This is a genomic window from Paroceanicella profunda (genome assembly GCF_005887635.2).
Classification (GTDB): Bacteria; Pseudomonadota; Alphaproteobacteria; order Rhodobacterales; family Rhodobacteraceae; genus Paroceanicella; species Paroceanicella profunda.
The window spans coordinates 3,944,107-3,957,427 of sequence record NZ_CP040818.1 but is presented as its reverse complement, the minus strand read 5'-3'; the positions used below and the strand labels follow the sequence as shown (position 1 = coordinate 3,957,427).

The following is a 13,321-nucleotide window of genomic DNA, read 5'->3' as shown; positions in this document are numbered from 1 at the left end:
GGCCCGGCCTTGGGCCCGAGAGCGGGCACCGGAGATACGCGGCGGGGCGCGCGCGGCGGGCAACATTTCACAAACCGGCGCGGGCTCTTAAGCGCTCGTTAACCGGAATCGCCGCCTAACTCGCCGATGGTGTCCCATTCCTACACGGTTTCCTTTGACGGCACGGATGCACGCGAGGTGGACGTGCAATGCGCGCTGTCCGGCGGGCTGCCGGCCTTCCACATCGTCGGCCTGCCGGACAAGGCGGTGGCCGAGAGCCGCGAGCGGGTGCGCGCGGCGCTCAGCGGGCTGGGCCTGTCGCTGCCCGCCCGGCGCATCGTCATCAACCTCGCACCCGCTGACCAGCCCAAGATCGGCGCGCATTTCGACCTGCCGATCGCGCTGAGCCTGCTGGCGGCGATGGAGGTGATCCCGCCGGAGGAATGCGCGCGCTACGTGGCGATCGGCGAGCTTACCCTCGACGCCCGGCTGAACCCAGTGGCCGGCGCGCTGCCGGCGGCGGTGACGGCGGCAAGCCTGGAGAAAGGGCTGATCTGCCCGGCGGCGAGCGGGCCGGAGGCCGCGCTGGTGGGCGAGGTGGAGATCCTCGCGCCGCCCTGCCTGCTCACCCTGCTCAACCATTTCTCCGGCAAGGCCCCGCTCCCCCCGCCGCAGCCCGCGCCACCGGGCGAGAGCCCGGCGCATCTGGGCGAACTGGCCTTCGTGAAGGGCCACGAGACCGCGAAACGCGCCATGGAGGTGGCGGCGGCAGGCGGGCACAACGTGCTGATGGTCGGCCCGCCGGGCGCCGGAAAGTCGCTGCTCGCGCGCTGCCTGCCCGGCCTGCTGCCGCCGCTCTCGGCGCGCGAGGCGCTGGAGGTGAGCATGATCGCCTCCGTGGCGGGGGAGCTGCGCGGCGGCCAGGTGAGCCGGCGCAGGCCGTTCCGCGATCCGATGCCCGGCGTGTCGCTGGCCGCGATGATCGGCGGTGGCCGGCGGGCGCTGCCGGGTGAGGTGAGCCGGGCGCACAACGGCGTGCTGTTCCTCGACGAATTGCCCAGTTTCTCGGCCCGGGTGCTCGAGAGCCTGCGCCAGCCGCTGGAGACCGGCGAGGTGATGGTGGCGCGGGCCGAGGCCCATGTCACCTACCCCGCGCGGGTGCAGCTGGTCGCGGCGATGAACCCGTGCACCTGCGGCTGGCTGGGCGATGCGAACCGCGCCTGCGGCCGGGCGCCGAATTGCGCGCGCGACTATCAGGCACGGATCTCCGGGCCGCTGCTGGACCGGATCGATATCCGCCTCGAACTGCCCCTCGCGTCGATCGGCGACCAGCTCGCCGCGCCGGACGGGGAAAGCACGGCCGTGGTCGCCCGCCGGGTGGCCCGGGCGCGCAGCCGCCAGGTGGCCCGCTACGGCGCCGCCGGCCCGCGCTGCAATGCCGAGGCCGGGCAGGCCCATCTGCAGGACGCCTCGACCCTTGCCAGCGCGGCGCGCGACCTGCTGGAACTCGCCCATGCCCGGCTGCACCTCACCGGTCGCGGCCTCGTGCGGGTGATGCGGGTGGCACGCACGATCGCCGATCTGGCCGGGGAGGAGGAGATCGGCCGCGGCCACCTTGCCGAGGCCATCGGCTATCGCCAGACCGTGCTGCCGCGGTAAGCCGCCGCCGCGCGGGCCCCCCGGACGCACCCGCCACCCGCGCCGGTTGGCCGGGAGGCGGTTCCGTCCGGGTGCTCGCCATCCGTACCGCAGTCCGGTCCCCGTGCCGAGCGGGAACGGGCAGTCCATGCGCCGGTCGGACTCGCGGCGGGTCAGCCGTTGCGCCGGGGCCGATGCTGCGGCGTGCCTGCCATCGCCGCAGTCGCGGCGTGCCGGCATCCGGGGCTCCGCCAGTCGAAGACACGCGCCAGCGGCGATCCTGCGACGCTGCTGTCCGTCAGGCTCCGGCGCGGAAGAATGGGCGTTCACGTCCCTCGAACCCGCGGGGCCATCTTTCGAGCCCATGAGGCGATCGTGAGGCGGGCCAGCCCGGCGGCTTCGGCGACCCCGCTGGTCAGACCGCGCCGCTACGCCGTGCCGAATGCCGCGGCGTGCCCGCGCGGGAGGGCGCGGCGTGTGCCAGTCTGCGGCCGGGATGCCCGGGGGCAAGTCAGCGCCCTCGCGAGCGGAGGGCTTCAGTCCTGTCCGGGCGCGCAGAACATCTCGTAGAGCAGCCCCACCAGCCGGGCCGCGCGGCGGTCGTCGACCCGGTAGAGGATCGATTTCCCCTCGCGGCGGTGGGCGACGAGGCCGTCGCGGCGCAGGCGGGCGAGCTGTTGGGAGACCGCCGCCTGGCGCGCGCCGAGCAGGGTTTCCAGCTCGGTCACCGATTTTTCCCCGGTCGCCAGATGGCACAGGATCATCAGCCGGCCCTCGTGCGAGAGCGACTTCAGGAACAGCGCCGCGTCGCCGGCACTGCGGGCCATCGCCGCTTCGGTGGCTTCGGTGATCTCGCCGGGGGCGATCTGGGGCATGGAATCCTCTCGGGTGTGCGGCCGCCGGTCTGTCGGACCTATGTAGGGCGCGGGGGGCGGGGTTCACAAGCACCGGGTCTCGCGCCGCCCCGCGCGGCATGGTAGTGCAGGTCCGACTGCGAGGAGGTGACGATGCAGAAGACCCCGATTTCCGTTCTCGGCGCGCCCGGTCGCATGGGCCGCATGCTGGTGGCCGCCGTCGACGAACACCCGGAGGCCGAGCTGTGCGGCGTGACCGCCCGGCCCGGGCATGACTGGGTGGGGCGGGACCTTGGCGAATGCCTCGGCGGTGCGCCGCGCGGCCTGATCGTGTCGGACGACCCGCTCGAGGTTCTGGCCATCTCGCGCGCCACGATCGATTTCACCGCGCCGCAGGCCACGCTGGCGCATGCCGCACTCGCCGCGCAGGCCCGTGCCGTGCATGTGATCGGCACCACCGGCTTCGAGGCGGAGGACATGCCGCGCCTGGCCGCGGCCGCGCGCCATGCCACCATCATACGCGCCGGGAACATGTCGCTCGGGGTGAATGTGCTCACGCTGCTCACCCGGCGCCTCGCCGCGGCGCTGGACGCGGATTTCGACATCGAGATCGTGGAGATGCACCACCGCCACAAGGTCGACGCCCCCTCGGGCACCGCGCTGATGCTGGGCGAGGCCGCGGCGGAGGGGCGGGGGGTCGACCTCGCCTCCGTCTCGGACCGCGGCCGCGACGGGCAGACCGGCGCGCGCCGGCGCGGCGACATCGGCTTCGCGGCCCTGCGTGGCGGCGACGTGGTGGGCGAGCACGAGGTGATCTTCGCCGGGTTGGGCGAACGCATCACCCTGCGCCATCTCGCGAGCGACCGGATGATCTTCGCGCGGGGCGCCGTGAAGGCCGCGCTCTGGGGCCGCGACAGGCAGCCGGGCGAATACACCATGATCGACGTGCTCGGCCTCTCCTGAGCCCTCGGCCCCGGGCCACGCTGGGCGAGACGGGCCGTGCCCCGGCCGTCTGGCGCCCCGCGCCGGGGCGGGCAGCCGTGCCGCATCGCATCCCCCCCGGCAGGCCCGTGCGGGCGCGGCACGGAGGCCGGGGCCGGCCGGGCGCGGCCCCGGCCTGCCGGGGTCAGTGGGCGGCGGCCCAGTTCGGGCCGAAGCCCGCGTCCACCACGAGCGGCACGTCGAGGTGGACGGCCGGGTGGCTCGCGCCCTCCATCACGCCGCGGACCACGGAAATGGTGTCTTCCACCTGCGCCTCGGGCACTTCGAACAGCAGTTCGTCGTGGACCTGCAGCAGCATGCGGGCGGGCAGGCGGGCGGCGGCGAGCGCCGCCGGCACCCGGATCATCGCGCGGCGGATCACGTCGGCCGCGGCGCCCTGGATCGGGGCGTTGATGGCCGCGCGCTTGGCGAAGCCCGCCCCGGGGCCCTTGGCGTTGATCTCCGGCGTGTGGATGCGACGGCCGAACAGTGTCTCCACATATCCCTTTGCCTTCGCGCCCTCCACCGTGCTGTCCATGTAGGCGCGGATGCCGGGGAACTTCTCGAAGTAGCGGTCGATGAAATCCTGCGCGTCGCCGCGCGGAATGCGTAGGTTGTTGGACAGGCCGAAGGCGGAGATGCCGTAGATGACGCCGAAGTTGATCGCCTTGGCCTGGCGGCGGATCATCGGGTCCATGCCCTCGATCGGCACGCCGAACATCTCCGAGGCGGTCATGGCGTGGATGTCGAGCCCCTCGCGGAACGCCTGCTTGAGCGTGTCGATGCCCGCGACCTCGGCGAGGATGCGCAGCTCGATCTGGCTGTAGTCGAGGCTCACGATCAGGTTGCCCGGCTCGGCGATGAAGGCCTCGCGGATCTGCCGGCCCTCCTCGGAGCGCACGGGGATGTTCTGCAGGTTCGGGTCGGTGGAGGCGAGGCGCCCGGTGGTGGTGGCCGCGAGGCTGAAGGAGGTGTGCACGCGGCCCGTCTCGGCGTTGATATGGGTGGGCAGCGCGTCGGTGTAGGTGGACTTGAGCTTCGACATCTGCCGCCAGTCGAGCACCCGCGCGGGCAGGGCGTGCCCCTCGGCGGCCAGCGTCTCCAGCACGTCGGCGCCGGTGCCCCAGGCGCCGGCCTTGCCCTTCTTGCCGCCGGGCAGCTCCATGCGCTCGAACAGGATCTCGCCAAGCTGCTTCGGGGAGCCCACGTTGAACGCCCCGCCCGCGAGCTCGTGGATCTCCGCCTCCAGCCCGGCCATGCGCTGGGCGAAGCTGTTGGACATGCGGCTGAGGTGGTCGCGGTCCACCTTGATGCCCTCCATCTCCATCTGCGCGAGCACGGGCACCAGCGGGCGCTCCAGCGTCTCGTAGACGGTGGTGAGCCGGTCGCGCACCAGCCGCGGTTTCAGCGCCTGCCACAGGCGCAGGGTGACGTCGGCATCCTCCGCCGCGTAGGGCGTGGCCGAGGCGATGGGCACCTGGTCGAAGCTGATGGCGGCCTTTCCGGTGCCGAGCAGGGTCTTGATCGGGATCGGCTTGTGGCCCAGGTGGCGCTCGGAGAGCGCGTCCATGCCGTGGGAGCCGAGGCCGGAATCGAGCGCGTAGGAGATCAGCATCGTGTCGTCGATCGGAGCCACGCGCAGCCCGGCCCGGGCCAGCACCTTCAGGTCGTACTTCAGGTTCTGGCCGATCTTGAGGATCGCATCGTCCTCCAGGATGTCGCGCAGCAGGGCGAGCGCCTCCTCGCGGTCCATCTGGCCCGGGGCGGCGCTGCGCGCGCCCAGCAGGTCGCCCGTGCCCTCCACATGGCCCAGCGGGATGTAGCAGGCCGACCCCGCCTCCACGCAGAGCGAGACGCCGACCAGCTCGGCCACCATCTCGTCCAGCGACGTCGTCTCGGTGTCCACCGCCACATGGCCGCGCGCGCGCGCCAGCGCGCACCAGCGCTGCAGGGCGGCGGCGTCGGAGACGGTCTCGTAGCCGGCGGGGTCGATCGGGGGCGGGGCATCGGGCGTGCCGGCCTGTGCCGGTGCCGCGGGGGCGGGGGCGGCCGGCGCCTCGGTGATCACCGGCGCCTCCAGCCCCAACTTGCCGGCGGCACGGGTCGCCAGGGTGCGGAATTCCATCTGCGCCAGGAAGTCGACCAGCATCTGCGGGTCCGGTTCACGCAGGGCGAGGGCGCCGATCGGCTCCTCCACCGGCACGTCGCGCATGAGCGTCACCAGCCGGCGCGAGACGCGGATCTGGTCCGCGAAGTCGATCAGCGTCTGCCGGCGCTTGGGCTGCTTGATCTCCTCCGCCCGGGCCAGCAGCGTGTCGAGGTCGCCGTATTCGTTGATCAGCAGCGCCGCGGTCTTGATGCCGATGCCGGGCGCGCCGGGCACGTTGTCCACCGAATCTCCCGCCAGCGCCTGCACGTCGATCACCCGGTCCGGGCGCACGCCGAATTTCTCCACCACCTCCTCGGCGGTGATCTGGCGGTTCTTCATGCCGTCGAGCATGGAGACGCGGTCATCGACCAGCTGCATCAGGTCCTTGTCCGACGAGATGATCGTCACCTTCGCGCCCGCCGCCGCGGCCTGGTCGGCATAGGTGGCGATGATGTCGTCGGCCTCATAGCCGTCCATCTCGATGCAGGGCAGGTTGAAGGCGCGCGTGGCGTCGCGGATCAGCGGGAACTGCGGCACCAGGTCTTCCGGCGCCGGCGGGCGCTGGGCCTTGTACTGGGGGTAGATCTCGTTGCGGAAGGTCTTGGAGGAATAGTCGAAGATCACCGCCACATGGGTGGGGGCGTCCGGGCCCTTCGCGTCTTCAACCAGCTTGAAGATCATGTTGCAGAAGCCCGAGACCGCGCCCACCGGCAGGCCGTCGGACTTGCGGGTGAGCGGCGGCAGCGCGTGGTAGGCGCGGAAGATGAAGCCGGAGCCGTCGATCAGGTGCAGGTGGTCGCCGGGGCCGATGCCGAGGCTCCCCGGGGCCGCGTCCGTGCTGGTGTCGCTCATGGTGGGGTCTCCGTCTCGGCTGTGCGTCCGGCGTCGGGCCGGCTGCGGGCATTCGGGTGGGCATTCGGGACTGTGCCGTCTGCGGGCACGGGGTCTGTCGTCGGGCCTGTGTTCGGCTCAGTGCCGGCGTCGGCCGGCGATGTCCTCGGCCGGTGCCGGCTTCGGGCGATGCTGCCGTCCGTCCGGCGCCGTCTTCGCCCTGCGCAGCGCAATCACCTCCCTCCCGGCGGGGGAGGGGCGGATCCGCGCGGCGCCGTCCGGCCGTGGCCGGCGGGCGGCTCAGTGCTCGTCGACCGAGCCGGGCCTGAGCACGAATTTCTTGTCGCAATAGGGGCATTCGACGAACCCGGTCTCCGGCGGGATCGTCAGCCAGACCCGGGGGTGGCCGGTGGCCGGCCCGCCGCCGTCACAGGCGATGCGGCTCTTAGTGACTTCCTGGGTTTCGGGTGCCTCGATTGTCATGCGCAGGGTCTCCGGGTCTGGTCGCGGCGTTGACCGCTCAAGGTCGCGCATGATAGCGATCCCGCGCCGCGCGGCAAGGCGCGATCGGCTGGCCGGGCCCGGCCGGGGCCGCTCCGCGACGCCGCTGCAACAGATGCGAAGGGAACACCACATGCCGCAGAACGCCATCGAATTGCGGGGCCTGCGCAAGGTCTACCCCGGAACCGGCGGGGCGCCGGACAAGGAGGCGCTGAAAAGCCTCGACCTCGACATTCCCGCCGGCTCCGTCTTCGGGCTGCTGGGGCCGAACGGCGCCGGAAAATCCACCACGATCAACATCATGGCCGGCCTGGTGCGCAAGAGCGCCGGCACGGTGAAGATCTGGGGCTTCGACCAGGACGTGAACCCGCGCCAGAGCCGGGCCGCCATCGGCGTGGTGCCCCAGGAGCTCAACATCGACCCGTTCTTCAGCCCGCGCGCGGCGCTGGAGCTGCAGGCCGGCCTCTACGGCGTGCCCGCGCGCGAGCGGCGCACCGAGAGCATCCTCACCTCGGTCGGCCTGCTCGACAAGGCCGATTCCTATGCCCGCACCCTCTCGGGCGGCATGCGGCGCCGGCTGCTGGTGGCCAAGGCGCTGGTGCACGCGCCCCAGGTGCTGGTGCTCGACGAACCCACCGCGGGCGTGGACATCGAGCTGCGCCAGATGCTGTGGGACTATGTGCGCGAGCTCAACGCCGCCGGCACCACCATCATCCTCACCACCCATTACCTGGAGGAAGCCGAGCAGATGTGCGACCGCATCGGCATCATCGCCGACGGGGCGCTGGTGGCCTGCGAGGAGAAGTCGGCGCTGATCGGGCGGATGGACACCAAGACGCTGGTGATCACCCCCGAGCGACCGACGGCGCTGCCCGAGGGCCTGCCGGAGGGCGTGCGCGCCGCGCTGCGCCCCGACGGCAGCCTGGCGCTGAGCTACGCGCGGGCGAAGATGAGCGCCGGCCGGGTGCTCGACGCCGTCCGCGCCGCCGGCATCTCCATCGCCGACGTGGCGAGCGAGGAGCCCCATCTGGAGGACATCTTCGTGGCGCTCACCTCCACGAAGCTGCCCCCCGAGGGCGAGGCCCCGCTCGGCAAGGCCTCCTAGGCGCATCGCCGGGTGGGACTGACCGGGGGCAGCGGCGGGGGGCGATGCTGCCTCTGCGGGATCGCGGCGGGACGCAGGGACGGCCCCGCCCCCGCCGCGGCGCCCGGTCCCTCGGGACGGGGCGCGCCGGCGGCGCCGTCAGTCCAGCGCCTCCAGCATCCGGCCCAGCGAGCGGCCGCCGAGCACGTGGACGTGCAGGTGCGGCACTTCCTGGTGGCCGTGGTCTCCGGTGTTGGAGATCAGCCGGTAGCCCTGGCCGGTGCCCGCGGGCGAGACTTCCATCATCCGGCACACCTCGCCCACGGCGCGGGAGAAATCGAGGATCTCCGCGTCGCTCGCCTCGGCGGTGAAGTGGTCGTAGCTCACGTAGGCGCCCCTCGGGATCACCAGCACGTGGCAGGGGGCCTGCGGGCCGATGTCGTGGAAGGCGAGCGAATGCTCGGTCTCCAGCACGGTCTTGTTCGGGATTTCGCCGCGCAGGATGCGGGCGAAGATGTTCTGGTCGTCGTAGACGTAGGCCATGTGTGTCCTCTGGGGGCGGTTCGGTGGGCAGGGCGCCAGAATGCCCGGGCGGCGGCGCCGCGTCACGCCCGGATTTGCCGGCGCGGGGCGGGCGCGCGGGGTTGACGTAGCGGGCCCGCTGTTGCTGATGTGCCCCGGGGCGCCGGGCCCCGGGCCGCGGAGGACAGGATGACCGCCACGATCGACGCGCATTCAATCGTCTACTTCCCGATTCCGAAGGTGGCAAGTTCCTCCCTCAAGCGTGTGTTCTATCACGCAAATCACGGAAAGCCGCTGGATGAGGACGCGCCGGGCGCCAGCGCCCATGCCGAGGCCTCCTCGACGCGGTTCCACCGGGTGGACCTTTCCGCCTACGAGGGCTGGACCAAGATCGCCGTGGTGCGTGACCCGATCCGGCGCATCCTCTCCGCCTACACCAACCGGGTGCTGCAGCGGAAGGTGCTCTCCGCGCGCCACGTGAACCCGGCTGCCGCGGAGGCGCTGGGCGTGCCGCTGGACCCGGGGTTGCAGAAGTTCGTGTTCAACATCGACCAGTACCGCGCCCTCTCCGCGCCGATCCGCAACCACACGGACCCCTCCGCGGTGTTTCTCGGCCCCGATCTCGGCTGGTTCGACAAGGTCTACCGGATGGAGGAGCTCGACGCGCTGGTGGAGTATCTCTCCGGGCGCACCGGGGTGCGCCTCGTCCTGCCCAGCCGGATGGTGAGCGAGACGAAGATCGATTTCGCCGACCTTCCCGCCGCCGTGCAGCGCGGGTTGCGCGAATACTGCGCCGCCGATTACGGCTACCTCAGGGACTATTACGCGCCACTGTGACCCTTGCGTGAGGCCCGCCCGCCCGTCAGGCGCTCCGCGCGCCGCGTTCGGGGAAGAGCCCCGCGATGCCCTCGGCGGTGGCGGGGCACAGGCCGCGCTCGGTGATCAGGCCGGTCACCAGCCGGGCGGGGGTGACGTCGAAGGCCGGGTTGAAGCCGTCGGATCCGTCCGGGGTGAGCTGCACGTCGACCGCCACGCCATCCGGCCCGCGCCCGGCGATATGGGTGACCTCGCGCCCGGAGCGCTCCTCGATCGGGATGCCGGCCAGCCCGTCCTCCACCGTGAAGTCGATGGTGGGCGAGGGCAGGGCGACATAGAAGGGCACGCCGTTGTCCGCCGCCGCGAGCGCCTTCAGGTAGGTGCCGATCTTGTTGCACACGTCGCCGCGCGCGGTGGTCCGGTCCGTGCCGACGATCACCATGTCGACCTTGCCGTGCTGCATCAGGTGGCCGCCGGCATTGTCCACCACCACGTGGTGCGGCACGCCGTGGCGGCCCAGTTCCCAGGCGGTGAGGAAGGCGCCCTGGTTGCGCGGCCGGGTCTCGTCCACCCAGACATGCACGGGAATGCCGGCGTCATGCGCCTTGTAGATCGGCGCCGTGGCGGTGCCCCAGTCCACCGTGGCCAGCCAGCCGGCGTTGCAATGGGTGAGGATGTTCACCGGGGCGCCGCCCTTGCGCGCGGACATCTCGCGGATGAGGGCGAGCCCGGCCTCGCCGATGGCCGCGTTGATGGCCACGTCCTCGTCGCAGATCTCGGCGGCGAGGCGGTAGGCCGCGCCCGGCCGGTCGCGCGGGGAGAGCGGTGCCAGCCGGGCCCGGCAGCGCTCCAGCGCCCAGCGCAGGTTGATCGCGGTGGGCCGGGTGGCGAGCAGGCGCTCATGCGCGGCGGCAAGGGCGGTGTCGGAGGCGTCCGCGCGCAGGGCGAGGGCCATGCCATAGGCGGCCGTGGCCCCGATCAGCGGCGCGCCGCGCACCCACATGTCGCGGATGGCGGTGGCGGCGGCGTCGAGGTCGCGCAGGGTGATGACCTCGAAGGCATGCGGGAAGCGGGTCTGGTCGAGGATGTCCACCCCCTGGCCGTCGGCGTTGAGCCAGATGGTGCGATAGGCGGTCCCGTCGATCTTCATGGCGAACTCCCTGGGGCTGGCGGGCGGGGCGGGCGCGCCCCTTCTTCCGGGCCTGTGTAGCTCCTGCGCGCGCGAGGGGAAAGGGCGCGCCCTCCGAGGCGGGCCGATTGCCAGGGCGCCGGTGTCGCCCTCCCGTGTGGGGAAGGGGCGGCGCGGGCGCCCGCCTCCGCAAGGGGCTCCGCACCCGCCCCGGTAGCTCCTGCGCGCGAGGAATGGGCGCGCCCTGCGGGCCGGGCCGGCCGCCTGCGCGCCGGTGTCGCCCTCCCGTGTGGGGAAGGGGCGGCGCGGGCGCCCGCCTCCGCAAGGGGCTCCGCACCCGCCCCGGTAGCTCCTGCGCGCGAGGAATGGGCGCGCCCTGCGGGCCGGGCCGGCCGCCTGCGCGCCGGTGTCGTCCTCCCGTTGTGGGGAAGGGGCGGCGCGGGCGCCCGCCTCCGGAAGAGGCTCCGTACTCGCCCAGGTAGCTCCTGCGTGCGAGGAATGGGCGTGCCCTGCGGCACGGGCCGGCCGCCTGCGCGCCGGTATCGTCCTCCCACGCGCGCCGATGTGATACTCCGTCATCCCCCGTCATCTCCCGCGCGCGGGGAAGGGGCGGCGCAGGCGCCCGCGGTGTCGTCGGCGATCTCTGTTCCCCCCGCGCAGGAAGCGTGGCAGGGCAAGCGCGGCGCCCCGGCAGACCCCGTGGTTGACACCGCCCCCGATAAGCTTATAAGGCCGCGATCCGCCGCCTGTTAGGGCGGTGGCTTGTCTTGGCGCGCGAGGCCCCCGCAAGGGGGAACCTGTCGCCCCTCATGCGGAGGGGAAAGGAGGGCGCCTCAGTTTTGAACGTGAAAGGAGCCGCGACGTGACCAAACGTACGTCCGCGAAATACAAGATCGACCGCCGCATGGGCGAGAACATCTGGGGCCGTCCGAAGTCCCCGGTGAACCGCCGTGAGTATGGCCCGGGCCAGCATGGCCAGCGCCGCAAGACCAAGCTGTCCGATTTCGGCACCCAGCTGCGCGCCAAGCAGAAGCTCAAGGGCTACTACGGCGATCTCACCGAGAAGCAGTTCCGCCGCATCTACGCCGACGCCGCGAAGACCCGTGGTGACACCGGTGAGGCCCTGGTGGGCTTCCTGGAGCGTCGCCTGGACGCCGTGGTGTACCGCGCGAAGTTCGTGCCGACCATCTTCGCCGCCCGCCAGTTCGTGAACCACTGCCATGTTCTCGTGAACGGCCAGCGTGTGAACATCCCGTCCTACCGCGTGAAGGAAGGCGACGTGATCGAGGTCAAGTCGGCCTCCAAGCAGCTCGCCCTCGTGCTCGAAGCCGCCGCCTCCGCGGAGCGTGACGTGCCGGAGTACCTCGAGGTGGACCACTCCAAGATGACCGCCACCTTCGTGCGGACCCCGGCCCTGTCGGACATCCCGTACCCGGTGCAGATGGAACCGAACCTCGTGGTCGAGTTCTACGCGAAGAACTGATCCGCACCCCGGATCGCCGGAGTTTCCGAAAGGCCGCGTCCCCGGGCGCGGCCTTTTGCCGTTCCGGCGCTCCCGGGGCGGATCTGCCGTCACCGGTACCCGTCGGCTTCCGCAGCATCCCGCAGATGCCCGTTGGTCCGCCCGTGCGGCTCCCCGTGGTGCCGTGGAGGGGCTGCGCGGTCCGGGGGGGACGGGGGACGCATCAGGCGGAGGCGCATGGTGCGGTTCGGTGGGAGCCGCCAGAGCCTAAATGCCGGAGGGGCCGGTCTCTATTGCGATCCCGCAGAGCCGGGCCTCGCGCCGCCGGGGTTCCGCTGCTCCCGAGCGCCTCTCGCATCCGATCTGCGGGAGCGAAGGCGGCGTCACACGGGAGGGCCTCCCGGGCACGCGCGGCGCGCGCCCGGGGCGTCCGCGCGCGCCGCGCCTCGGGCGCCCGGGCGGCACGGGCGGGCCTCCGGGGCCGACGTCGTCGCGGCGGAGTGAGCGGCCCGGCCCTTGCATGACGGGCGGGAAACGCCACATTAACGGCTCCCATCACGTCAGGAGGCCAGCATGTTCTCGTTTCTGTCCCGCAAGGCCGAGATGCCCGATCCCGACAATGCGCTGCCCGGTCGGGCCCAGCCCATCCCCACCGCCGAGGCGCATTTCGTCAACGGGCGCCCGCTGAAGGGCCCGTTCCCCGAGGGGCTGGAGCAGGCGATGTTCGGCATGGGCTGCTTCTGGGGCGTGGAGCGGATGTTCTGGGGGCTGGACGGCGTCTGGGTGACCGCGGTTGGCTATGCCGGCGGCTACACGCCGAACGCGACCTACCAGGAGGTGTGCTCCGGGGGCACCGGCCACAACGAGGTGGTGCTCGTGGTGTTCGACCCGGCGAAGATCTCCTACGAGGCGCTGCTGAAGACCTTCTGGGAAGGCCATGACCCCACGCAGGGCATGCGGCAGGGCAATGACACCGGCACCCAGTACCGCTCCGGCATCTACACCTTCTCCGATGCGCAGGCCCAGCTTGCCGAGGCCAGCCGCGCCCAGTTCCAGCCCCGGCTGACCGCCGCAGGCTATGGCCCCGTTACCACCGAAGTGCTGCCCGCGCCGACCTTCTATTACGCCGAGGACTATCATCAGCAGTATCTGGCCAAGAACCCGGCCGGCTATTGCGGCATCGGCGGAACCGGGGTGAGCTGCCCCATCGGCATCACCGTCTGACCGCCACGCCGGACTGACGGCAAAGGGCGCTGCGGCCACCGGGCTGCGGCGCCCTTCTGCGTTCTCCGGCCCCGCGAAGCGACGCGTGGTCCGCGCGGCGCCGGCCTGTCCGTGCCCCCGCCGGGGCCGCCGGTTCCCCGGCTCCCGTCCG

General features: G+C 72.2%; 11 protein-coding genes. 6 read left to right on the top strand and 5 right to left on the bottom strand.

The features are described 5' to 3' along the window. Positions 1–126: 126 nt before the first annotated feature. Complete coding sequence (locus FDP22_RS17650; protein WP_138575915.1) at positions 127–1,638, top strand: YifB family Mg chelatase-like AAA ATPase; 1,512 nt, start codon at positions 127–129, stop codon at positions 1,636–1,638. A gap of 515 nt (positions 1,639–2,153) precedes the next feature. Here FDP22_RS17650 and FDP22_RS17645 read toward each other — a convergent pair. Next, on the bottom strand, positions 2,154–2,492 hold the full coding sequence (locus tag FDP22_RS17645) for an ArsR/SmtB family transcription factor (RefSeq protein ID WP_138575916.1): 339 nt from the start codon (positions 2,490–2,492) through the stop codon (positions 2,154–2,156). A 132-nt stretch (positions 2,493–2,624) separates the two neighbouring features. Between FDP22_RS17645 and dapB the strand changes: the two genes are divergently transcribed. After that, positions 2,625–3,434, top strand: coding sequence for a 4-hydroxy-tetrahydrodipicolinate reductase (gene dapB, locus FDP22_RS17640; protein WP_138575917.1), 810 nt, complete (start codon positions 2,625–2,627; stop codon positions 3,432–3,434). Positions 3,435–3,597: 163 nt separating this feature from the next. Here dapB and polA read toward each other — a convergent pair whose 3' ends face one another. Both polA and FDP22_RS17630 read right to left on the bottom strand, forming a co-directional pair. Continuing rightward, the gene (gene polA, locus FDP22_RS17635; RefSeq protein ID WP_138575918.1) at positions 3,598–6,453 is read right to left on the bottom strand and encodes a DNA polymerase I; all 2,856 of its coding nucleotides are present in this window, start codon (positions 6,451–6,453) and stop codon (positions 3,598–3,600) included. Positions 6,454–6,732: 279 nt separating this feature from the next. Then, the gene (locus tag FDP22_RS17630) at positions 6,733–6,915 is read right to left on the bottom strand and encodes a zinc-finger domain-containing protein (RefSeq protein ID WP_138575919.1); all 183 of its coding nucleotides are present in this window, start codon (positions 6,913–6,915) and stop codon (positions 6,733–6,735) included. Positions 6,916–7,066: 151 nt separating this feature from the next. Between FDP22_RS17630 and FDP22_RS17625 the strand changes: the two genes are divergently transcribed. Continuing rightward, on the top strand, positions 7,067–8,038 hold the full coding sequence (locus FDP22_RS17625; RefSeq protein ID WP_138575920.1) for an ABC transporter ATP-binding protein: 972 nt from the start codon (positions 7,067–7,069) through the stop codon (positions 8,036–8,038). Between the two features lie 138 nt (positions 8,039–8,176). Here FDP22_RS17625 and FDP22_RS17620 read toward each other — a convergent pair whose 3' ends face one another. After that, positions 8,177–8,560 carry an HIT domain-containing protein gene (locus FDP22_RS17620; RefSeq protein WP_138575921.1) on the bottom strand — a complete coding sequence of 128 codons (384 nt, stop codon included), beginning with the start codon at positions 8,558–8,560 and terminating at the stop codon, positions 8,177–8,179. 168 nt (positions 8,561–8,728) lie between these two features. On the opposite strand from FDP22_RS17620, the gene FDP22_RS17615 reads away from it, so the two are divergent. Continuing rightward, positions 8,729–9,376: a sulfotransferase family 2 domain-containing protein gene (locus FDP22_RS17615; RefSeq protein WP_138575922.1), complete on the top strand. Its 648-nt coding sequence runs from the start codon at positions 8,729–8,731 to the stop codon at positions 9,374–9,376. A 25-nt stretch (positions 9,377–9,401) separates the two neighbouring features. Here FDP22_RS17615 and mtnA read toward each other — a convergent pair whose 3' ends face one another. Continuing rightward, positions 9,402–10,505, bottom strand: coding sequence for an S-methyl-5-thioribose-1-phosphate isomerase (mtnA, locus tag FDP22_RS17610; RefSeq protein ID WP_138575923.1), 1,104 nt, complete (start codon positions 10,503–10,505; stop codon positions 9,402–9,404). Between the two features lie 841 nt (positions 10,506–11,346). Here mtnA and rpsD point away from each other — a divergent pair. Both rpsD and msrA read left to right on the top strand, forming a co-directional pair. After that, positions 11,347–11,967 carry a 30S ribosomal protein S4 gene (rpsD, locus tag FDP22_RS17605; protein WP_138575924.1) on the top strand — a complete coding sequence of 207 codons (621 nt, stop codon included), beginning with the start codon at positions 11,347–11,349 and terminating at the stop codon, positions 11,965–11,967. A 552-nt stretch (positions 11,968–12,519) separates the two neighbouring features. Further along, entirely contained in the window at positions 12,520–13,170 is a 651-nt protein-coding gene (msrA, locus tag FDP22_RS17600; protein ID WP_138575925.1) for a peptide-methionine (S)-S-oxide reductase MsrA, read from the top strand. The last annotated feature ends 151 nt before the right edge of the window (positions 13,171–13,321 follow it).

Coding starts and splice junctions, on each gene's coding strand:
- FDP22_RS17630 (WP_138575919.1), bottom strand. CDS start 6,915: ATGACAATCGAGGCACCCGAAACCCAGGAAGTCACTAAGAGCCGCATC.
- dapB (WP_138575917.1), top strand. CDS start 2,625: ATGCAGAAGACCCCGATTTCCGTTCTCGGCGCGCCCGGTCGCATGGGC.
- msrA (WP_138575925.1), top strand. CDS start 12,520: ATGTTCTCGTTTCTGTCCCGCAAGGCCGAGATGCCCGATCCCGACAAT.
- FDP22_RS17620 (WP_138575921.1), bottom strand. CDS start 8,560: ATGGCCTACGTCTACGACGACCAGAACATCTTCGCCCGCATCCTGCGC.
- FDP22_RS17625 (WP_138575920.1), top strand. CDS start 7,067: ATGCCGCAGAACGCCATCGAATTGCGGGGCCTGCGCAAGGTCTACCCC.
- mtnA (WP_138575923.1), bottom strand. CDS start 10,505: ATGAAGATCGACGGGACCGCCTATCGCACCATCTGGCTCAACGCCGAC.
- FDP22_RS17650 (WP_138575915.1), top strand. CDS start 127: ATGGTGTCCCATTCCTACACGGTTTCCTTTGACGGCACGGATGCACGC.
- polA (WP_138575918.1), bottom strand. CDS start 6,453: ATGAGCGACACCAGCACGGACGCGGCCCCGGGGAGCCTCGGCATCGGC.
- FDP22_RS17615 (WP_138575922.1), top strand. CDS start 8,729: ATGACCGCCACGATCGACGCGCATTCAATCGTCTACTTCCCGATTCCG.
- FDP22_RS17645 (WP_138575916.1), bottom strand. CDS start 2,492: ATGCCCCAGATCGCCCCCGGCGAGATCACCGAAGCCACCGAAGCGGCG.